Genomic DNA, 23,784 nt, shown 5'->3' on the forward strand with positions numbered 1-23,784 from the left:
TTTATGTAAAAGCATTTACCGCCGTATGTAACGACCTTTACCCCTTATTGTAACGCTCTTTACATCGGCATGTAACGGTCTTTACCCCGGCATGTAAATGAAGTTACCATTTGGGGTAAACGACGTTACCGTGAAAGAAAACAATTGTTATAGCTTGAAGTAGTTAGCTACTGCTTCTGCACATCGTTCCCCATCAATGCCGGCAGAAACAATACCACCTGCATATCCTGCTCCTTCTCCGCATGGAAACAATCCTTTCACTCTCACATGCTGCAACGTTTCCCTGTCTCTTATAATGCGTACAGGCGCAGAGGTTCGTGTTTCCACACCAATCATTACCGCTTCATTAGTCAGGAAACCACGACTATATTGTCCGAACTGTTGGAATCCTTTGCTGAGTCGTTCTGTAATGAACGATGGCATCCAGAAGTGTAGGGGAGAAGATATTAATCCCGGAGCATAGGAAGTTTCCGGTAAATCATAACTCAGCTTCTTGCGTGTAAAATCCAGCATTCGCTGTGCAGGAGCAGTTTGACGCATATTGCCTTGTTGCCAGCAATTATATTCCAATGCCTCCTGTAAATTCATCATGTTGAGTTGAGGATAGGTAACACTGTCATCCTGTGTGGCAGCTCCTCCATTTCCTATCTTCAATCCTTCGTTCTCCAGATCTTCTGGTCTCAATTCAACTACCATTCCTGAGTTGCTCCAACGTGAGCCACGGTTACTGGGGCTCATTCCGTTTACTACAATCTGTTGCGGACCACTGGCGGCGGGAACAACGAAACCACCCGGGCACATACAGAAACTATATACCCCTCGTCCGTCTACCTGTGTCACAAAGCTGTATTCGGCGGCAGGTAGATATTTCCCCCGTCCGTTCTTACTATGATATTGTATCTGGTCAATCAATTCTGAAGGATGTTCCAAACGTACTCCCACTGCGATACCTTTAGCTTCAATCTCTACTTGATTGGCGGCCAACCAACGGTACACATCCCGTGCGGAATGTCCTGTTGCCAAAATCACAGGACCGAGGATAGTCTGCCCTGTATGGGTTTCGATACCTTTTATCTCATCGCCTTCTATAATCAAGGCATCCATACGGGTTTCAAAGTGTACTTCTCCGCCACATTCGAGAATGGTGTTCCGCATATTCTCTATCACACGCGGCAATTTATCCGTACCGATATGCGGATGTGCATCCACCAATATAGCTGTAGAAGCGCCATGCTGACAGAATACATTCAGTATCTTATCCACATTCCCACGTTTCTTGCTACGGGTGTAGAGCTTGCCGTCTGAGTAAGCTCCCGCACCTCCTTCACCGAAGCTGTAATTAGATTCCGGGTTTACGGTGTGTTCTCGGCTGATGAGTGCCAGGTCTTTCTTACGCTCGCGCACGTCTTTGCCGCGTTCCACGATGATGGGGCGTAGCCCAAGCTCAATAAGCTTTAATGCCGCGAATAAGCCGCCGGGACCGGCGCCAACTACGATGACTTGCGGTTTGCCTTCCACATTATTATAGGTGGTGTGCTGAAACTCGTCATCTTTGGGCGTTTCATTCTGATAAACCCGTACGGTCAGGTTGACAAAGATGGTCCGTTGCCGGGCGTCGATGCTGCGTTTCAGTATCCGCGCGGCGGTGATGTCCCGGGCGTTCAATCCCTTTTCCTGTACGAGGTATTCTTTCAGTCGTTGCTCGTTGGCGGCTACTTCGGGCAGCACACGTAGTTGGTATTCTTGTATCATTTCATTTTAAAATAAGTAACAATGCCTGCGCTGACACGTAGCCCGCTCCAGTCTGCATAATAAGAACTCTTCATATCTTTATTCCCTTTCAGGTGTAATTTGCCGGTGGGGTCCCATTCGTAACCGACACTTGCAATAATGGCTGCAAAGGTAGTGATTTTGTAGCGCAGTCCTATGGCAGGCTGCAAAAAGAAGTTGACGCCGACCAGAGTGCTTTTTTCTTGTTGTACCTCTGCGTCTACGCGAATGTATTCCTCCATCTTGCAGTTATTGAAAACGATTCCGCTAGCCAGTTCGAAGTATGGGCTGATTTTTCCTTCCAGGCAGTGAAAACGGTAGAATATTCCCAGTTGGTTTCCGGTATTCTTTATTTTTAGTTTATATTCTCCTGTAGGGTCGGCAAGATGATTCTGCCCGCTTGTGTTTTGATGGCTGTAGGTGAGGCCTATCTGATGTTGTTCTTGCTGTATACCAACCCGGAAGTTGTGCGTAAAGTTTCCCGGAAAATTATCGGTCGTTTTGACTCCTTTCAGGCCACTGCCGGCTGCATCTTTCAGTGCACCTTTTAGGTCGGACATGCCATATAACCCATAACCGATGTTATATTCCAGCGTAAATTCCTGTGCTTGCATATTGGTTATTGCCAGTGCCATGCAGGCTAATGCTATTATAATCTTTTTCATGGTTTCTCCAGATAAGGTTCTACATTCAGGGCTGTTCCATTCCAGCAAATCAGAATATTGTCAGTCAGGTAAGGATTACTGGCTTCACTTTTCAGCCGGAATAATTCTTCTCCATTCTCGTCTGTAATAACAATATGAGAAGCAGTCTGGAACAAGTAGTTTCCGGTTACCGGATCAATGTTGCAGAAAGTATAGTTTCTACCTTTGGCAATTGTGCGGATAATCTCTCCACTCCGGCAATCCAGGGTAAAAACTTTATTATTTGTATCTGTCACTATAAGTTCATGGGGATGAACCGGATGAAAGGAGTAAGTATTATAATCCTGAGGATAGAAAACCGATTTCCCCTTCTCGAAATTTTGCAAAGGCGTGAGGTAGAATCCGCTTATTATAGGCTCGCATAAGTAGCTTTCGCTCATCTGGTAGTTCCAGTGTTTACGATAGTCTTCCGGGGAGAAATTGGTTTCGGACAGGGATATGATCTTCTCAAGTTGCCCGTTGTCAGCATCATAAATATAAACCTTTGAGAGATAGCTATAGTACAATATCAGCTTGTTGTTTGATGTCAACAGGATATTTTGGGGGGCATAAGACGCTTCTGGATAATCAATCTCAGCAATAAGCTTTAAATCTTTTCCGGAGAAAATACAAACCAAATCGGAATAATCCACAGCTATCTTGTCAGAGTTGGGCGCTGCGGCAATGGGAGTTCCGTTGGTTCTGCTTTCATTATATTCGCTTATTTTGCTCAGGGAAGGGATGGAGTAAGAAGTCACTTCCCCGTATTCGCTGGTATATAAAGTTTTGGAGTAGGAATTGTACACACTTCTCATTTGTCCTCCTTTCAGGCGGATACCAGGTCCTGAATAGTAATACCAATTTGCTGAAGAAAGGAAAAAATCATTACCGGCTTCATCCACTACCCGTACTTCCATATATTTATGTGTGCCAAAGGGAGGAGTTGGTATGGTGATACTGGTTTCTTTAGTCTTTGGAATCATAATTTCTCCATCGCTTATCACTTTGAAGTAATAGTTTGAAAGGTTGAATGTCCAGCGAATCGTGATATTATCCAGTGAAATATCTTCGGGTAGCTGATAGAAAGTTAATTGAGGGACGACGAAGCGGGCAGGCCAACTCATTTCACCTACATACGTTTGTCCATCATAGGCTTGATCGCGTATGCTTTCTCCCTGACTTAACGATTTTGTAATAATCTTGCATTTCACCAGACAGTTTTCTGCCAGACTGCTTCTAAAAACTTTAAACCAGCCTTGCAAACTGTTTGATTCATAGACCAGATTGTCGTCAATATAAAAAGAGGCAGAGACGAATCTGGACTCCGGTGTATTTATCCGAAAGCCTATGCCAACATCTTCTACTAATATGAATTCTCCATTATCGTTTAGCTCTGCATCCAGATTTATTTCGATAGGAGTTTCCAGTGGAAGCGGCTCTGTTTTCACGTAATTGTCGTGCAATGCTACTTCGCAACCGCAGAGCGACAGTAGGATTAATAGTGAAAGATAATGTAGTTGTTTTTTCATCATAGTATTATTAATTGTTTGTTTCTTTCTTCTTCTCTTTATCCGAACAGTGCCCGGAACGCCTCCTCCACCTTCCGCACCGGTATCAGTTCTATCTTAATCTTCTTCGTGTCAATCCCTTGCAGATTATACTTAGGCAATACAAACCGTTTGAACCCTAACTTCTCCGCTTCTCCTATGCGTTGCTCAATTCTATTCACCGGACGTATCTCTCCGGACAAACCGATTTCCCCCGCCATACAAACCTCCTGTTCGATAGCCGTATCCATATTGCTGGAAAGAATGGCGCTGATAACTGCCAGGTCTATTGCCGGGTCGTTCACCTTCAATCCTCCTGCGATATTGAGGAATACATCTTTCTGCGCCAATTTGAAACCGACCCGTTTTTCCAGCACAGCCAGCAGCATGTTCATCCTCCGCAGGTCAAATCCCGTGGCCGAACGTTGCGGATTACCATACACCGCACTGCTCACCAATGCCTGTGTCTCAATCAGGAACGGACGTATCCCTTCTATGGCCGAGGCGATGGCTACGCCGCTCATCCCTTCGTGATCCTGGCTCAACAGTAGTTCCGACGGATTGCTGACTTGCCGTAATCCATCCTGCCGCATCTCGTAAATGCCCAGCTCCGCCGTACTTCCGAAACGGTTTTTGATACTGCGCAGGATGCGATACATATAATGCTGGTCACCCTCAAACTGCAATACCGTATCTACGATATGCTCCAACACCTTCGGCCCGGCAATGCTACCTTCCTTGTTGATGTGCCCGATAAGCAACACCGGCGTGTGCGTCTCCTTGGCAAAACGCAGGATGCTTGCCGAACATTCCCGTACCTGTGCAATGCTGCCCGGCGATGACTCGATACTTTCTGTTGATATGGTCTGTATGGAGTCGATGATAACCAAATCCGGGCGTGTGTTTTTTATATGAACAAAAATCTGCTCCAATGACGTTTCGCAAACAATGAGGCAATCGGTGGGGTTCTGTGACAAACGGTCGGCACGCAGCTTTAACTGGCGGGCACTTTCTTCACCGGAAACATAGAGAACGCGTTTTTCCGGAATATGCAGCACCGTTTGCAGCACCAACGTTGATTTACCGATACCCGGTTCACCGCCGATGAGTACCAAAGAGCCGGGAACCAATCCGCCTCCCAACACCCGGTTCAGTTCCTCGTCGTGCAAGTTGATACGTGGTTCGTCATCCGCTTCTATTTCGCTGAGAATGACAGGCTTTGGCTTTTCGGTTTCTATTCCGGATACCGGACGTTTGTTCACTACCTCTTTTCGCACAATCTCCTCTACATACGTATTCCACTTTCCGCATGACGGACATTTGCCTATCCATTTCGGAGAGTCTTGACCGCAGTTAGTGCATACATAAACTGTTTTTTCTTTTGCCATATAAGAAAATGTCTTGCTGAATGATTTGTCAAAGATACGAATTTAGCTGTTTACGAGGCAGAAAAACAGGACAATTTATTCCACCTCGTACCTCCTTTATACCTCCTTCGTACTCTCTTCGTATCTGCTTCGCTATTTTCATCCTTCTATAGAAGCGAAGGAAATGCGAACCGGGTACGGCTGAAAAGAGCTTTTGACCAGAACTGTTCAGGTATCAAGTTTTATGAATAGTCCGAAAATTTTTCGGGCTGACAGAGTATTTGTAGAGCTTAAATTGTGGATTATAACAGATTAGAACAGCGAGAAAGCATATTGTGGAGTATTGTGTTATTATTGGGTGGTTTTATGTTATCACTTCTTACCCTATAGCGCTATATTTGCGTGGACTTACGAAAGAATTATATTCATAAATAAATAGAAATCTGATAGATGAAAAAAGTATTATTAAATCTGGTATTCCTTTTTGCTTTGGCATGTTTTGCTGAAGGGCAGGAGTTTAAGGTTGCTGATATTTTCAGTGACAATATGGTGTTGCAGCAAAAAATAAATAATCCGTTCTGGGGATGGGGAAAACCGGGAACGAAAGTGACTATTTCCACTTCATGGAATCCTGATAAAGAATATACAGGGGTTGTTAATTCTAAAGGAATCTGGAAGATAGCTGTACCTACGCCTGCTGCCGGAGGACCTTATGAGGTGACAGTCACTGCCAATAAGAAAAAAGTCTTTCAGAATGTGTTCGTGGGAGAAGTATGGCTGGCAAGCGGACAGTCCAACATGAGCATGCCGTTGAAGGGATATTATTGCCAGCCGGTACTGGGATCTACAGAGGCCATATTGTCTTCAGCAAAAAAGCAAATACATTTCATTAATATACCTACTTTAGCGGCCTATAAACCATTGGAACATTTTGAGGCCGAATGGGTGAAGGCTTCTCCGGAGAATGTAGCGGAATGTACGGCTGTGGGATGGTTCTTTGCAGATTTCTTACAGCGCAATATGGATGTGCCGGTCGGTATTATCAATGCCAGTTATGGAGGCTCCAACATCGAAGCGTGGATGAATGCGGAAGCTTGTAAACAATTTGATGATATCCCCGTACCGCCATTGAGTGATGAAACTTCTCCGTGGATTAGTAATGTGCCTACGGTTCTATATAATGGTATGATTCATCCGCTGGTGGGATATGGCATAAAAGGTATTATCTGGTATCAAGGTGAATCCAACATTTTCAATGTGCCTCGTTATGCTCCGTCGGTTGCTACCATGGTAAATAAATGGCGCGAAGCATGGGGATTGGGAGAAGTACCTTTCTATTATGCACAGATTGCCCCTTACGATTATAAAGAGTGGAACTTTTTCACACCTCAATGGCCGGAAGTTTCGGCTTATCAACGGGAAGCGCAAAGACAGTGCCTAACGTTAATTCCAAACTCTGCAATGGCAGTACTGCTGGATGTAGGAGAGCGATATCTGATCCATCCGAGGAGGAAAAAAGAAGTGGGCGACCGTTTGGGTATGCTGGCACTCTCTAAAACCTATGGAATGAAAGGATTTGAAGCAGAAAGTCCGACTTTCAGCAAAATGGAGGTTGAGGGAAATAAGGCTATTATTCATTTTGACAATCAATTTAATGGGCTTACCAGCTATGGAAAGACTTTGGAACTGTTTGAGATATCCGGAGACAATAAGGTATTCCATAAGGCGGATGCCTATATTGATGAAGAAAAAGGCACTGTGGTAGTCACATGCAAGTATGTGGCAGAGCCTAAAGCTGTGAGATATGCATTTAAGGATTTTGTAAAGGCGGAATTATTTGGTACAGGCGGTCTGCCGGTATCCTCCTTCCGCACTGATGATTGGGATTAATTAATAACATGATACTATGCGAAAACTATTGATTTTATTCGTATCGGCTTTACTTCCGTGGTTATCTGTCCGGTCGCAGAAACCGGTTTATAAAGATGCGGGACAGCCTGTTGAAACCAGAGTGAAAGATTTGCTGAATCGGATGACATTGCATGAAAAGGTGCTTCAGCTGAATCAATATACATTTGGGGAGAATGATAATCCCAATAATATAGGTACGGAGGTGAAAAATCTTCCGGCGGAGATTGGTTCGCTGATTTATCTCCATACCGATCCGAAGTTGCGTAACCGGATTCAGCGTAAGGCAATGGAAGAATCTCGCCTGGGGATACCCATTCTCTTTGGATTTGATGTGATTCACGGGTTGCGTACAGTGTATCCGATTTCATTGGCACAGGCTTGTAGTTTTAATCCTGATTTAGTGACTCAGGCTTGCGGGATGGCTGCTAAGGAATCTGTATTGTCGGGTATCGACTGGACATTTTCTCCTATGATTGATGTGGCGAGAGATCCCCGTTGGGGACGTATTTCCGAATGTTATGGAGAAGATCCTTACCTGAATACAGTATTTGGTGTAGCATCGGTAAAAGGTTACCAGGGCGAGAAACTGTCTGATCCGTATTCTATCGCAGCTTGCCTGAAACATTATGTAGGTTATGGTGTATCCGAAGGCGGACGGGATTACAGGTATACGGATATATCACCCCAAGCCTTGTGGGAAACCTATCTACCGCCTTATGAGGCCTGTGTGAAAGCAGGTGCCGCCACGCTTATGAGCAGTTTTAATGACATTAGCGGAGTACCGGCTACTTCAAACCATTACATCTTAACTGAAATTCTGAAGAATAAGTGGCAGCATGACGGTTTTGTCGTATCCGACTGGAATGCAATAGAGCAGCTGATTTATCAGGGTGTTGCCAAGGATCGCAAAGAAGCTGCGTATAAGGCTTTCCATGCCGGTGTGGAGATGGATATGCGTGACAATGTTTATTATGAATATTTAGAGCAGTTGGTTACTGAAAAGAAGATAGAAATTTCGCAGATAGATGATGCGGTTGCCCGTGTACTTCGAGTCAAATTTCGCCTGGGCTTATTTGATGAACCTTATACGAAAGAGCTGGCCGAGCAGGAACGTTATTTGCAGAAAGAGGATATTGCTTTGGCAGCGCGTCTGGCAGAAGAATCAATGGTGCTGTTGAAGAATGAAAAGAACTTGTTGCCTCTTTCTTCAACGGTTAAAAGAGTTGCGTTGATAGGACCTATGGTCAAGGATCGTTCCGATTTGTTGGGTGCTTGGGCTTTTAAAGGTCAGGCCGAAGATGTGGAGACCATTTATGAAGGAATGCTGAAAGAATTTGGTGATAAAGTGCGGCTGGATTATGAGCAGGGTTGTGCATTGGATGGAAATGATGAATCGGGTTTCTCCGCTGCCTTGAAAACGGCTGAGGCATCCGATGTAGTAGTGGTATGTTTAGGTGAGTCCAAACAGTGGAGTGGAGAGAATGCTTCACGCTCTACAATTGCTTTGCCCGATATTCAGGAAAAGTTGCTTTTGCATTTGAAGCAGGCGAATAAGCCTATTGTACTTGTGCTTTCCAGTGGTCGCCCTCTTGAATTGATCAGATTGGAACCTCAGGTAGAAGCTATCATTGAGATGTGGCAGCCCGGCGTTGCGGGAGGAACTCCCTTAGCAGGCATTTTATCGGGCAGGGTGAATCCTTCCGGAAAGTTGTCAGTGACATTCCCTCTGTCTACAGGTCAGATACCGGTCTACTATAATATGCGGCAGTCTGCCCGTCCGTTCGAAGCGATGGGGGATTATCAGGATATTCCTACCGAACCTTTGTATCCGTTCGGGTATGGATTGAGTTATACTACCTTTACTTACTCTGATGCAAAACTTTCTTCCTTGAAAATCAAGAAGAATCAGAAGATTACAGCCGAGGTTACAGTGACTAACGCAGGTAAGGTGGAAGGAAAAGAAACCGTGCTATGGTATGTGTCCGATCCGTTTTGTAGCATTTCCCGTCCTATGAAAGAACTGAAATTCTTCGAAAAACAATCGTTGAAGGCCGGTGAAAGCAGAGTCTTTCGGTTTGAGATTGATCCTATGAGAGATTTGAGCTATACGGATGCAACGGGCAAACGCTTTTTGGAGGCGGGTGAATTTATTGTGTCGGTAGGTGGTCGGAAACTGACTTTTGAAGTTGTGGACTAAGTTTTCCGGTGAATAAACAGTCTTTGATAAAAATAGATATGACTTATGAATAGAATAAGAATAAATATCCTGTTGCTATTGTTGTGCATATTCCTTTCTGGAGTGGCGCAGAATTTATCTGACGGATGGAATAAAAATAGAACGGCTAGATTGACCAAACCTGTATTTGTCTATAACAATTGGTCCGCCTATGATGAATTATCTGATAACATTCCTCTGGATGAGACATTGGCAATGAAAGAGTTGGATCACATTGTGCGTTTGAAAAAATCGGGTGTACAGGTGGATTATTATATGATGGACGCATTCTGGTTTGATGTGAATGAGGGATATCGTAAGTGGAGGTCGGACTGCTGGCCGGAAGGTCCCAAACGTTGGCTGGATGCGTGCAAAAGAGAAGGAATAAAGCCCGGTTTGTGGTTTTCTACGAACCTGCTGCGTATAGGCGGAGAGGCAAATACGATGAAGGTTATTCCGGAATGGGAAAGTTCTGTGGCGGAAGACGGAACAACTCTTTGTCTGTTCAGAGGAGGATATTTGAACCATCTTATGCAGACCCTGCAAATGTACGCGGATATGGGTATCAAGATGTTCAAATTTGATTTTGCTTATTTTGATGCGGCAACTCCTGATGCCAAATGTACGATGTTGCCTACTGACATTGAGGAACAGAATAAAAATACCTTTATTTCTGCCATAAAAGAATTTCGTTATAAGAATCCGGATGTACTTTTTATTGGCTACAATGGTTTCGGGGGTGATATGGAAAATACGGTTACTTCGTTTCGAAAAACAGTAGACCTGCGTTGGCTGGAAATATTTGATACGATGTATTGCGGTGATCCCCGTCTTTCTGATGTGCCGATGATGAACTTCTGGCGTTCACAGGATTTGTATTCGGATCACATGACCTTTCAATACTTGTTTAATGGAGTACCGGTCCAGCGCATTGATAACTGTGCTTTTATGATTGGTACCACGGGTACTTGTTATAACAGGGCTTTAAATGCCTGGAAAGGCATGATGATTCTGACGATGGCACGCGGAGGCTGGTTGAATGTCTGTCATGGAAATATTGATTTGCTAAGTGACGATGATGCTCGTTGGATGGTTAAAGTGCAGCAATTGTATATGAAGGTACAGCAGTATGGAAATATTTCAGCATTCGGTACTATCCCCGGCAAAGCGCTGCCGTACGGATACATGGCTTCCGCTGAAGGAGGGAACCTTTATACTGTGGTAAACGCATCACAAGAGAAGGCCAAAGTAACGTTGCCTGAAGCAACAGGAACGGGTAGGGTGCTTTTTACGGACAGTGGTTTTATGCCTGTTTTAGAAAAGAATATTGTGGAATTGGGGCCGGAACAGATGGTTGTTGTCGGATACGGCAAGTTCAGTACCCGGGAGTATGATTTAGGTATTGAGAAAGATATCGTTATCCCTGCAACAATTCAAAAGGTAAAAATAGATGTGCAAAAGAAAAATGAGCATACCTTGCAGGCACATTACATTCCTTCGAAAGGGAAAACTGTACGGATTCTCTTTCAGCAACTGGATGAGCGTGGAAAAGCATTCCGTTCGTGGGGCGGTGCTCCTCCCACCGGGATTAAAATGGACCATTTCTTCGATATAGAAATAAAGCAGGGCAAGCGTTCTGTTCCGATAAAGAAATCGCATGATAAGATGATCTGGTGCGGCTTGTCATGGGCGGTAGGAGAGGTTTCTGCTGACGATATAAAAGAAGGACGTCCGTTGGAAATAAGTTGTACCACTATAGATGGGAATAGCGAACACTGCTTATTGGAAGTTTACGAGGTTGAATATTCTGCTGATAAGAAATAAGATTGGAAAAGGGATGACTGGAACAGTTTCACAGTCATCCCTTTCTTGAGGTTATCGGTCTCCTTTTTTCAGATCCCTGAAACTCTTGGGTGTTTCATTATATACTTCCTTAAAGCACTTGATGAAATAATGTGCTTGGTTAAAACCGGTCAGGTAGGCTATTTCCGCTATTGACAAATCACTGTTTATCAATAGCTCGGATGCTTTTCGAAGCCGGATAGCCCGGATAAACTGATTGGGTGTCTGCCCGATAAGCATTCTGAACTTCTTATGAAGCACTGTCTTACTGATATTCATGGCTATTGAGAATTCCTCAATGTTGAAGTCCGCCTTATCCAGATTCTCTTCTATCACCTTCATGGCCTGTTGCAGGAATATTTCCTTGGAATTGAACTCAATGGTATTACTGTCTTTGGCTATGAGGTTCTTTAGGAGTTGTTCTTTTCGTTTCTGGCGCGTATTCAGGATATTCATGATCTGATTGATCAATGCTTCCGTATCAAAAGGTTTCTTGATATAGATGTCAGCGCCTTCTTTATACCCCCTTAGTTCATCTTCAGATGAAGTTTTGGCAGTCAGTAATATAACGAATATATCGGCATAAAGGGAATTTTCCTTTATATGGCGGCACAGTGTCAGGCCGTCCATACCGGGCATCATGATGTCCGATATTACGATTTCAGGAAGATACTCACCTACTAATTTCAAGGCTTCTTCTCCATGGGTGGTTGTCACTACGTTGAAGTGCTCCGCCAATTTGCCCGCAAGGTATTTAAGTATCTGTTCGTTATCTTCTACCAGTAATATGGTGGCACTGTTCTCTATATTGGTTGCTTGTGCTTTAAATTCGGTAATATCAGTTGTTTCCTGATATTCTTCTGAATTCTCTACCGGTAGTTTGATGCACAGTGTGGTGCCTTGTCCGGGTTGTGAGTCAATAGAAACTGTGCCGTTCATTACTGATACGAATTTCTTCACGACATATAATCCTATGCCCAATCCGTTGGGAGTGTTTTCCTTATTGTATTGGGGCTCCCTATAGAATTTATTGAATACGGTTGCCTGGTATAACTGATTGATACCCGGTCCCGTATCTTTTATGAATACACTCAATTGTCCATCTATATATTCCAGTGCCACCGATACACTGCCTTGATCGGGGGTGTACTTAATGGCGTTACTCAGTAAGTTATATAAAATCCTTTCAAATTTTACACTGTCAATCCATATATGTATGGAGGGGATGTTGGCCTGATAGGATAGCTGGATTTTTTTAGAGCTTGCCAGATAATTGAATGCATTCACTATGATGCGGCAGAATGATACGATTTCTATGTTTCTATTGTTTATCTTTACTTCAGAGAATTCCACTCGCTTGAAGTCAAGGATTGTAGAAAACAGATCGGATAAGAATGCAGCATTTTTAGTGATGATGGATAGTCTTTCATACTGAATATCATCTTCTTTGGTTTCACGCAACATATCATTGGCAGGTGCCAGTATCAAAGATAAAGGTGTAATCAGGTCGTGCCCGAGACTTTCGAAGAAACTTTCCTTTTCTTTTAATAGTTCTTCTTTCTTCAATGTCTCCATCTCCTGTATCTTTTGTATACTCTTTCTTCTGTAGTGTCTGATAATCATATATATTATGAGTGCGATGCTCAACAGGATAATCAGGCAGGAAATGAAATAGAACAAAGGTGTTTTCCACCAGGGCGGAGCGACAATAATACTCATGGACCAGCATGGCTTGGTGCCTGACTCTTCGTTATATTTCATAATTTCCAGAGTGTATGTGCCGGGGTTGAGTTGTGAGAAGGTCAGAGGTACGGACATATCGAGATATTGCCAGCTGTCGGTAAAACCGATCATCCTGTATAGGTATTTGTTGCAGTAGTTGGCTTCCCCTATTTCAGTAAAGGACAGGGATATCCATTTGGAGGCATAAGACAGGGTGATGGAAGGTATATATTCGGTATTCTCTTTTAAAATCACCCGGTTGTTTATCGTATCGCCTACCTGTATCTTTTGGTGGTTGATCTCCAGATCAGTCAATATGAGTTTGGTCTTATCATACTGATGTAGCGCCTTTTCCACATCCACAATCATGAGTTGTTCGGTATTGCCGAACAGGATATATTCTTTGTTTTCATAAGTTATTTTTTCGGCTGAAAGGATAGAAGAGTTGCCCCAATAGCTGATATTCGGTTCGCAGATGCGCTGTTCACTGTTTATGTAGCAGAATATCTTCTCACCGATAAAGAACCATAGATTCTGGTTATCATCGAGCAACAATGACTTGATGGCCCCTTGCGGCAATGGGTATGTAGGGAATGCGGTAGAAACTTGCAGTGAATCATTGGATACTTCCATCTTCAACAGATTGTTTGATGTTCCTATCCACCAGCATTTATTACTTTTATCTTCTATGATAGAGTACACAATCTCCTGGTCGATGATTTTATCTTTTAGAGTGACCTGGTCTGATGCATTGAAGATGGAGAGCCCATTATGCGAAGCTATAAACAATTGGTTGTCACGATAAGGTATGATAGCGTTTATCCTGTCCCGACTGAAATAGTCATAATGGATATAATCTTTTATTAGCTGGTTCTTCTTGTCCAGATATACGGACATCAGGCCGTTTTGTTTGGTGCCTATCCATACTTTATTGTCTTTTATATAGAAAGTCGTAATCTTTTCTAATTCAGTGCTTGCCGTAAATTCTTTCCATTGAATTTCCTGCGAATTATTATTCTGGAAAGAATATAATAATCCTATGCCATCGTGCCCCACTAACGTAATATCCTTATTTTGCCCGATAGATAAGATATGGTCCTTGAATTTGTCTTTGCTTTTATAATTCTCCTTTTCAGTAGAGGTACGCATATCGAAATGATACATACCGTCGCCTAAGGTTCCCAACAGTATTTTGTCTTGTAAAAGGGCGATAGAAGTGATGGGAGAATGTGTTTTACGAATTGAGAGTAACTGATTGATTCCCCTGTCTGAGGAGGAATACTTATAGAGTCCTTTTCCGTATGAACCTATCCAGATGTTATCAAGGCTATCTTTATAAATGGCATTGATAAAAGTGGTGCCCAGATGTTCTGTGCCGGGTAGTGGATAAATACGCTCTTGTTCTTTATCATATACTTTTATTCCTTCTCCCCAGGTACCGATTAAAAGTTTGTTTGCTTCTCCTTCTATGCGGTATATGGGGGTATTGCTGTTATGTAGATGGATGGTCCGGGCTTGTTCGGGTTGTTGGCTCCAAGTTAATTCATAGAGCGCATTATCCCATGAAGAGTAATACAGGGTATTCTCTTCTCCGGTGTCGTGTAGTTGTGTGATGGTCTGGTTCTTGGGAGTAATGTCTGTCCATGTTTGTTTTCGGGAGTTGTACATCACAAGTCCTGTATAGGTGCTGATCCATATATATCCTTTAGGCTTTTCCACAAAACTGGAGACAATGGCTCCTGAATGGCTGCGTTCGACTGTGAAGCTGGTACGTTCTGTATTCTTGGGAGTTAATTTGCATATACCTTCTTCCCAGCTTCCCAACCAAATGTTATGATCAGAGTCTTCGAATATGGAAACAATCCGGTTAGGGATGGGTTCGGAAACTTGCTCATTGAGGTGGGTGAACTGGTCGGTCCGCGGATTGTATATATCTACTCCTCCGGTCTTAAAGCCAATCCATAACAAGCCTCTGGAATCAAGGAACAAGGTTTCTATATTATTATTCTTAAGACTGTTGTTTGCTGATTTTCCCGATTTATAGACTTTGAACCGATGTCCGTCAAAACGGTTGAGCCCATCTTCTGTGGCAATCCACATATAATAGTCATTTTCACAGATAGAAGTGATTTCAGAACTTGATAATCCATCTGCTAAATCATAATGCAATAGCTTCTGTGCTCCGGCAGTGGAAGCTAAAAAGAGTACGAATATAAATAATAGCTTTCTCATAATTTTAATGTTTAGGGCAATACATCATATATTGTTCGAGTAAATCCTCCATTTCTTTTGCAGGTAAAGACTCTATTAAACGGATATGCTTTCCTGTTTTTGTAGCTCTCCATGTATTATTACCCTCAGAGTCTACAGATATAATTCCCCGTTCACTGATATAATAAGGTGTATAGCCTTTTATGGCTACCCAAACAGTTGCCTGATCCCAACTCCATCTACCTTGTGGTTCTCCCTGGGACATGCTTAGTAAAAACACATCTTTTATAGGATGATTTTCTACAGGCATCCGACTAATCCGGCGACCGGTTATTATGTTGTAGCCAATCTCGAATCCACAGAAGATAATGTCTGTAGGCCAATGGTTCACAACGAAAGAGGAGGAGGAAGCGTCACAATATACATTATATTCTCGTCCTTCGGGGAATATCCCTGCCATGGAAACTAACTGCTTAACCTTTCTGCGTACAAGTTCTGCTCCTGTTTCCGGTGAAAATTCGTCTCCTTTTGATTGTAGCAGTTCTTTTAGGTTGGAGAAAGCTCCGATGGTGCAGATTGTGACACTACTATCCGGTTGCGTGCATAAAATAGATCGATATACCTTGACGGCATTGGGGGCATCTGATGATTTCGCTATTCGGTGGGGATATTTCTGAGGCAAAACTTCAGTCCATTTTTTGTTGTGCGGGCATTCCAATGTGACTGCACTTTCTCCTTTTGCAACGCCAAGAGGAATATCAGGTCGCTTGAAGTATGTATTAATGACTTCAATACAAGGAATTGTTAATTCGGACTTATTAGAAGATACAGTAGCCAGTATATCTACATATCCACTATCAGCTAAGGCATGCATCACTGCCATGGCACCTACGTCATCATAGTCAGGTCCCAAGTCCGTATCTAAAATCAATCGGACTTTATCAGCATTAGTTCTATTTGAAGGGCTGCATCCACAAAGGAGAAGCAATAAGAAAGGGTATAAAATAAATCTTATTCTATTCATAGCATACTGATTAAAATTCAATATTCAAAAGTAGGAAAAAATAAGCGATCCCCTTCTTTTTGAAGACGCTTAAAAATAAAAGAATCGTGCCGATTGATAACAAATTCCTGTTTTTAATAGTGAATACAGGAATTTGTTATTCTTTTGTGCTTTTCTGTTATCCCGTTTATAAAGAAACAGGGACTTTTGCATCAGTAACTTTTTAATTTAAAATATTATGAATAAACAACATGTTTTGCAAAGACGAATCATCTTCGGATTGCTATTCCTTGGTGGAGTAACTCTCTCCTACGCATCAACGGAAAAAGATCTCGGTTCTTCAACATCAGCCATTACACAACAGGCTGTTACTGTGAAAGGTTCTGTGAAGGATGCTGCCGGTGAAGCGATAATTGGAGCCTCTGTAGTAGTAGAAGGTACTACGAATGGTCTGATTACAGATGTAGACGGACATTTCTCTATTCAGGCATCAGTAGGACAAAATCTCGTGATTTCTTATATAGGTTATGAAACGCAAGTCGTGAAAATAGCCCGGGCAAACCAGCAAATTAATATTGTATTGAAAGAAAGCTCGGAGTTGATTGATGAAGTTGTGGTTGTGGCCTATGGCACGCAGAAAAAAGCCAATCTGACGGGAGCAGTATCTTCTGTAAAAGTCAATGATATTAAAGACATTCCGGTATCCAATACTTCCAGTTTGCTGCAAGGACGAATGAGTGGTGTTACCGTGAGCTCTTTCTCTGCGCAACCCGGTGCTGAGGGAGATGTGGAAATCCGTATCCGCGGTATAAACACTTTTGGTAACAGTAATCCTATGGTGTTGATTGACGGTGTGGAAGGAAGCCTTAACAGTGTTTCTCCGAATGATATTGAAAATATATCAGTATTGAAGGATGCAGCTTCTGCTTCTATATATGGCGTACGTGCTGCCAACGGGGTAGTCCTGGTTACAACGAAACGCGGAAATACAGACAAGAAGACACTGTCTTACAGCGGATCTTATGGTGTACAGAAAGCTACGGTTCTGCCTACATATATTAATTCATGGGATTGGGCTACTCTTTATAATGAGCAGAATGAGGCTATGGGAGATGTAACTACGAATTTTACTCCTGAAATGATTCAGCAAATGAAGGATGGATCGAGACCTGATTTGTTTGCCAATACCCGCTGGTCGGACAAAATATTCCGTTCTGCTCCTATCCAGACCCATCATTTGTCTATGTCGGGTGGTAATGCAACTTCTCATTATATGGGGTCGGTAGGATATATGGGACAGGATGGTATCATGGAAGGCACAAGTACTGACCGTTTTAACTTCCGCCTGAATGCTGACAGCAAGTTCATTGACATAATCACTTTAGGACTGAATGTTTCTGGTAACCATGAAGAAGTAGAGGAACCTACCATTGGTACTTACTATGTATTCGAACAGATGAAATGGCATTCCCGTCCTTCGGTACCTTATAAATACAGCAATGGTGAATGGGGATTTGTGGATGGTAACGATAAAATGCAGGCTATTAAGAATCCGGCTTATGCCACTACCATAACCTCAAAGAAGAAATACAGCCGTTTCGACGGTAAGGCTTTCCTGGAAATAGAACCGATCAAGAACCTGTCTATCAAGACCAGCTTTGCTTATCAATATAACCAATGGAACAGTATTGGTGCTGAACCTGCTTATATTCCTCAGGATTCGTATGGTAACCCTGTAGGAGGTAGTGGTAAGAATTACCTGACCGATGCTTATTATTCCGAGACTCAGTGGATCAACGAAAACCTTATTACTTATCACTTTGATGTGAACGGCCATGCTTTCAACTTCTTGCTGGGACAGTCTAACCAATATAATAATTTCCGTTCTACCACGGCAACAGGTGAAGATCTTCCGAGCGACAATATTACCGTATTGAACGGTGCTTTAAGTACTTCAGCCAAGGGAGATGCTGCCGAAGCTGCCTTGAGATCATTCTTTGGCCGTGTGAACTACAATTACAAGGATCGTTATTTGGCTGAATTCAACCTTCGTCGTGATGAGTCTTCCAGAATACCTAAAAAGAACCGTACCGGTTATTTCCCTTCTGTATCTGTAGGCTGGAATATTGCTCAAGAGGCTTTCATGGAGAAATATAGCTTTATCAGCCAGTTGAAACTAAGAGGTAGCTGGGGTGAACTGGGTAACCAGGAGATTGGTTACTATCCGTTTGCACAGTATATCGGTTTGGGTAATAACTATGTATGGGGTGATAACAAAGTTTCGGGTGTGGCTATTTCTTCATTGGCTAATCCTGACATTAAATGGGAAACAACCGCTACTACGGATATAGGTATAGATGCCGCTTTCCTGAACAACAAGATTACCCTTACTGCTGACTATTTCTACAAGAAGACTTCTGATATTTTGCTGCAATTGCCCATCCCCGGAATTGTGGGTATCTCTACTGAACCTTATGTGAATGCTGCATCGGTAAAGAATGAAGGCTGGGAATTTGCTTTAGGTTATAATGATCAATGGGGTGACTGGAAATTTGGTGCAAATGTCAACTTCAGTAAAGTGAAGAATGAGATTCTCGACCTGCACGGCAAAGACTCATGGATTACAGACTGGTCTATCAATCTGGAAGGACATCCTATCAATTCTTATTATGGTTATGTAGCCGATGGATTGTACCGTACACAGGCTGAAGTGGATGAAGCTAATGAAAAGAATTCTGTTGGCGGTGGTGCTCTGAAGTTGGGTGATGTCCGTTACAAGGATGTCAGCGGTCCGGAAGGCAAACCGGATGGAGTGGTGGATACTTACGACCGTACAGTGATCGGTAATCCATTCCCTGATTTTACTTACGGCTTTAGTTTGAATGCTGCTTACAAAGGATTTGATTTCTCTGCTTTCTTCCAGGGTGTAGCCGGTGTGGACCGTATTGTGATGGATTATCCTACTGTTTCGGGTAACGTTACGACGGCATTTCTGGATCGTTATTCTGAAAGTGCTAACCCTAACGGAAACTTCCCGCGTCTGGGCAATGGTGACTATAACAGCCAACCCTCTTCATTCTGGTTGAAAGATGCTTCTTACCTGCGTCTGAAGAACATTGAACTGGGATACTCCTTCAAACAAGAATGGATTCGTAAGGCGAAACTGGAACGCTTGAGAATATATGTTTCTGCACAGAATATCCTGACTATTACCGGCATTGACGATTATGATCCTGAAAAGTATGGAACCGATACTCGCGGTCATGCTTATCCTAATGCCAAGACATTCTCTGTAGGTTTAAACATTACATTATAATTTTAAATAAAGAAGATCATGAAAAAAATATATTATTCAGTTATTTTGTCATTAGCCTTTTCTCTCTTTTCCTGTTCAGACTTCCTGGATCGTGAATCTTTGTCAGAGTTGTCTAACGGTAACTTTTGGAATACAGAGGCTGATGCAACTAAAGCATTGGTAGGTTGCTACGATGCTTTGCAAAGTGAAGGTAGCTTAGGATTCTGCTGGCCGGGTGGAAATACTTGTAGTTTGCGTGAACTGGAATTTGCTACGGATAACGGCTATTTTGCTTGGATTCCGTGGGTGGGACCTGATGTGATCACTACCAATACCATGAGCCCCACAGCAGCTGTTACTAAGGCTGTATGGAATGCTTCTTATGCAGGTATTGCACGATGCAACAATGTTATTGAAAAAGTACCGCAAATGCTGGAGAACGGTAAAATAGGTGAAGAAGCAGGTACAAGAATCGTTTGTGAGGCTAAGTTCATCAGAGCTTTGTTTTATAATCACCTGACCAGTTTGTACCGTGATGTTCCAAAGGTGTTTAATGTGTTGACTACTGAAACGAGCCAGGTACCTAAGTCGCAGAAATCAGAAATTGTAGCCGACATAATCAAAGACTTGAAAGACATTACTGCCGAAGGTATGCTACCCGTTACAGCTGATAGAGGCCGTGCTACCAGAGGTGCCGCATTGGGCTTACTAGCCCGTGTATACCTGTACAACGAGATGTATAAGGAGGCTGCCGATGCTGCCTTACAGGTTATTAACCTGAGTCAATATGAGATAGATCCGAATTACAGTACCCTGTTTACAGAAGCTGGTGGTGCCAGCAAAGAAATAGTATTTGCCATTCGCTTTAAAAATACCGACCAACAAAATGGTGAGGGTGGTTTCTTAGCTTATAACTACGGTTATCCGATGGAGTGGCAGTTGCCTTATCCGAATTTGGCAAACGATTTTTATTGCAAGGATGGCAAGCCTATTACTTCTTCGGGAATCTATGATCCGGATGATGATTCAACTCGCGACCCACGTTTGACATATACACTGATGACGAAGAATGGTGATACGTATGACGGCAAAGTCAGTGACGCATGGTGGTCCTGGAACAGTCCATTCCAATTGTTCATGCGTAAATATCAAAACCAGCCTACTACATGGGCTGCCGATAATCAGGATATGTATGTCATTCGCTATGCTGATGTACTGTTGATGCGCGCTGAAGCCTTGGCTAAGCAAAATACGGGTAAAGACGAAATTATGTCAATGGTGAACCAGGTGCGTCAGCGTGCCGATGTGATGATGCCGAAGGTGGAAGATGCCGAAGGCTCCAATCTCTCTTATGACCAATTGCTCGATGTGGTGAAGCATGAAAGAAGAGTGGAGCTAGCTTTGGAAGGTACCCGTTATTTTGACCTTATGCGCTGGAAAGAAATGGATAAAGCATACGAAAGATGCCGGGCAGACGGTGGGGCAGGTTCTCATATCTTCGATTCGTCAAAAGGATATGTATGGCCTATTCCTCAATCAGAGTTAGATAATAACAGAGCTTTGGTCCAGGCACCGGAATGGGGTGGTAAATAATTGAAATAAATTCCAGATAGAGGCTGGCCGGATGAAAATCCTGTCTGAAGGCCGGCCTTTGCTCTGCTAAATGTAATGATATGAGAAGTATATACAGCCTATTGTTTTTGCTAATAACGTTGGGATTGAGTAGTTGCAGTGAGAAGAAACCTACCCTTCGGGAACAATCTTTCGATGAGGAGTGGTTGTTCCATCGTGGAGATATTGTTGAAGGTGAGAGTTCAGATTTAGACGATTCACAATGGCGTCTGGTGAACCTCCCGCACGATTGGAGCATTGAAAATATTCCTGGAACAAACTCTCCTTTTACTGCCGATGCTGTCACCGAGGTTTCGGGAGGTTTTACTGTAGGTGGAACTGGCTGGTATAGAAAACATTTCTATGTGGATGCAGCTGAGAAAGGAAGATGTATTGCTGTCGCTTTCGATGGAATTTATATGAATGCAGACATTTGGGTGAATGATCGCCATGTAGCCAATCATGTTTATGGATATACTGCATTCGAACTGGATATAACAGACTATGTGCGATTTGGAGAAAAAAATCTGATAGCTGTTCGCGTAAAGAATGAAGGTCTGAACTGTCGTTGGTATACAGGTTCGGGGATATACAGGCATACTTTCCTGAAGATAACCAATCCGTTGCATTTTGAAACTTGGGGGGCGTTTGTAACTACACCTGTTGCCACAGCAAATAAAGCGGAGGTATGTGTACAAAGTATTCTGGCAAATACAGAAAAGTCAACCGGGAAAGTGATTCTGGAAACACAGATTGTAGATAAGGAGAACCGTACTGTAGTTCGGAAAGAACAACAGGTAACATTGGATAACGAAGGAAAAATAGAGGTTGGACATACGTTGGAAGTGGTTTCTCCGCAATTATGGTCTACAGACAATCCCTACTTATATAAAGTTGTAAACCGTCTTCTGCAAGACAATAAAATAATAGATGAGGAATGTATTTCAATAGGTATACGCAGTATTGCATTTAGTGCAGAGAATGGTTTTCAACTGAATGGTAAATCCATGAAATTAAAAGGCGGATGTATTCATCATGACAATGGCCTTTTGGGTGCAAAGGCTTTTGACCGGGCAGAGGAAAGGAAAATTGAATTATTGAAGGCGGCTGGTTTCAATGCGCTACGCTTATCCCACAATCCTCCCTCAACTGCTTTGCTCAATGCCTGCGACCGTTTAGGTATGTTGGTGATAGATGAGGCTTTTGATATGTGGCGACAAGGTCATTACAAGGATGATTACGGACAGTACTTTGATAAGTTATGGAAAGAAGATCTGCATAGCATGGTTGCACGTGATAGAAATCACCCTTGTGTTATTATGTGGAGTATCGGTAATGAAATCAAAAACAAAGAAACTGCTGAAGTGGTAGAGGTATGCAGGGAGTTGACAGGTTTTGTGAAGGCGCTTGATATAACGCGTCCCGTTACGGCGGGAGTTAACTCTATTGTTGATGCGACGGATGATTTTCTGGACACTCTGGATGTTTGTGGTTATAATTACTGTTTAAACCGTTATGAATCGGATGCTAAACGTCACCCGGACCGCATTATTTATGCTTCGGAGTCCTACGCATCCCAGGCTTATGATTATTGGAAAGGAGTAGAAAACCATTCATGGGTGATCGGTGATTTTATCTGGACTGCTTTTGATTATATTGGTGAGGCAAGTATCGGCTGGTGTGGGTATCCGCTTGATAAACGTATTTTTCCTTGGAATCATGCCAATTGCGGCGATTTGAATCTTTCGGGCGAACGTCGTCCCCAATCCTATTTGCGTGAAACGTTATGGAGTGAGACACCGGTATCCCATATTGTAGTGACGCCTCCTGTTCCTTCTTTCCCTTTGAATCCGGATAAGGCGGATTGGAGTGTATGGGATTTCCCGGATGTTGTAGATTATTGGAATTTCCCGGGATATGAAGGGAAAAAGATGACAGTATCTGTATACTCCAATTGTGAACAGGTTGAACTGTTCCTGAATGGGGAATCTTTAGGAAAGCAAGAAAATACTGCCGATAAGAAAAATACGCTTACCTGGGAAGTCCCTTATGCTCATGGTATATTGAAGGCCGTAAGTTATAATAAAGGTAAAGAAGTGGGTGCTGCAACATTGGAAAGTGCCGGTAAGGTTGAAAAGATCAGATTATCTGCGGACAGAACGGAAATCGTAGCTGATGGTAATGATCTAAGTTATATCACATTAGAATTGGTAGATAGTAAAGGCATTAGAAATCAGTTGGCTGAAGAATTGGTAGAGTTTTCAATAGAAGGAGATGCTACGATTGAAGGAGTGGGCAATGCCAACCCTATGAGCATAGAAAGTTTCGTTGCCAGCAGTCGGAAGACGTGGCGCGGAAGCAACCTGTTGGTAGTACGTTCCGGTAAAACGTCTGGTAAGGTTATTGTAACGGCAAAGGTACAAGGGCTTCCGGTGGCTGATATTACTATAAATCAGAGAAGTAAATAAAGACGTTTACAATAGGAAAGTGGATATTGGCGGGTAATGAAGAATATTCCCGGATTATATCAAAACCGGATGTAAAACTTACCTTTTACCTACCTTCTCCTTGTTATATAGAAGGAGCATGTAAGGAGTAGGTAGGGAG

Annotated in this window: 12 protein-coding genes; 6 read left to right on the forward strand and 6 right to left on the reverse strand. The window is 42.9% G+C overall.

The genetic code is table 11. The features are described from left to right. Nucleotides 1–147: 147 nt before the first annotated feature. The 4 genes from QZ135_RS02215 to radA are packed head-to-tail and all read right to left on the reverse strand — an operon-like array spanning nucleotide 148 to nucleotide 5,388. The gene (locus QZ135_RS02215; RefSeq protein ID WP_294605548.1) at nucleotides 148–1,752 is read right to left on the reverse strand and encodes an FAD-dependent protein; all 1,605 of its coding nucleotides are present in this window, start codon (nucleotides 1,750–1,752) and stop codon (nucleotides 148–150) included. After that, nucleotides 1,749–2,435: a hypothetical protein gene (locus tag QZ135_RS02220; protein WP_294605550.1), complete on the reverse strand. Its 687-nt coding sequence runs from the start codon at nucleotides 2,433–2,435 to the stop codon at nucleotides 1,749–1,751. The genes QZ135_RS02215 and QZ135_RS02220 overlap by 4 nt, the downstream gene beginning before the upstream one ends. Next, nucleotides 2,432–3,985 (reverse strand): hypothetical protein, encoded by a 1,554-nt coding sequence (locus tag QZ135_RS02225; RefSeq protein WP_294605552.1) that lies wholly within the window; start codon nucleotides 3,983–3,985, stop codon nucleotides 2,432–2,434. The genes QZ135_RS02220 and QZ135_RS02225 overlap by 4 nt, the downstream gene beginning before the upstream one ends. 35 nt (nucleotides 3,986–4,020) lie before the next feature. Continuing rightward, nucleotides 4,021–5,388, reverse strand: a complete 1,368-nt coding sequence (radA, locus tag QZ135_RS02230; RefSeq protein WP_294605554.1) for a DNA repair protein RadA — start codon at nucleotides 5,386–5,388, stop codon at nucleotides 4,021–4,023. Nucleotides 5,389–5,817: 429 nt separating this feature from the next. On the opposite strand from radA, the gene QZ135_RS02235 reads away from it, so the two are divergent. The 3 genes from QZ135_RS02235 to QZ135_RS02245 are packed head-to-tail and all read left to right on the forward strand — an operon-like array spanning nucleotide 5,818 to nucleotide 11,317. Further along, a complete protein-coding gene (locus QZ135_RS02235; protein WP_294605556.1) occupies nucleotides 5,818–7,257 on the forward strand; it encodes a sialate O-acetylesterase in 1,440 nt (479 codons plus the stop codon). 16 nt (nucleotides 7,258–7,273) lie between these two features. Then, nucleotides 7,274–9,475 (forward strand): glycoside hydrolase family 3 N-terminal domain-containing protein, encoded by a 2,202-nt coding sequence (locus QZ135_RS02240; protein WP_294605558.1) that lies wholly within the window; start codon nucleotides 7,274–7,276, stop codon nucleotides 9,473–9,475. 45 nt (nucleotides 9,476–9,520) lie between these two features. Next, complete coding sequence (locus tag QZ135_RS02245; RefSeq protein ID WP_294605561.1) at nucleotides 9,521–11,317, forward strand: hypothetical protein; 1,797 nt, start codon at nucleotides 9,521–9,523, stop codon at nucleotides 11,315–11,317. Nucleotides 11,318–11,368: 51 nt separating this feature from the next. On the opposite strand, the gene QZ135_RS02250 is transcribed toward QZ135_RS02245, so the two are convergent. Beyond that, a complete protein-coding gene (locus tag QZ135_RS02250; RefSeq protein WP_294605563.1) occupies nucleotides 11,369–15,289 on the reverse strand; it encodes a two-component regulator propeller domain-containing protein in 3,921 nt (1,306 codons plus the stop codon). Between the two features lie 4 nt (nucleotides 15,290–15,293). After that, nucleotides 15,294–16,292, reverse strand: coding sequence for a nucleoside hydrolase (locus QZ135_RS02255; RefSeq protein WP_294605565.1), 999 nt, complete (start codon nucleotides 16,290–16,292; stop codon nucleotides 15,294–15,296). Nucleotides 16,293–16,509: 217 nt separating this feature from the next. On the opposite strand from QZ135_RS02255, the gene QZ135_RS02260 reads away from it, so the two are divergent. From QZ135_RS02260 to QZ135_RS02270, 3 genes are all read left to right on the forward strand, one after another. After that, a complete protein-coding gene (locus tag QZ135_RS02260) occupies nucleotides 16,510–19,587 on the forward strand; it encodes a TonB-dependent receptor (RefSeq protein WP_294605568.1) in 3,078 nt (1,025 codons plus the stop codon). An 18-nt stretch (nucleotides 19,588–19,605) separates the two neighbouring features. Next, nucleotides 19,606–21,159: a RagB/SusD family nutrient uptake outer membrane protein gene (locus QZ135_RS02265; protein WP_009132011.1), complete on the forward strand. Its 1,554-nt coding sequence runs from the start codon at nucleotides 19,606–19,608 to the stop codon at nucleotides 21,157–21,159. Nucleotides 21,160–21,239: 80 nt separating this feature from the next. Then, on the forward strand, nucleotides 21,240–23,645 hold the full coding sequence (locus QZ135_RS02270) for a glycoside hydrolase family 2 TIM barrel-domain containing protein (RefSeq protein WP_294605572.1): 2,406 nt from the start codon (nucleotides 21,240–21,242) through the stop codon (nucleotides 23,643–23,645). The last annotated feature ends 139 nt before the right edge of the window (nucleotides 23,646–23,784 follow it).

Source organism: uncultured Bacteroides sp., assembly GCF_905207245.1.
Taxonomy (GTDB): domain Bacteria; phylum Bacteroidota; class Bacteroidia; order Bacteroidales; family Bacteroidaceae; genus Bacteroides.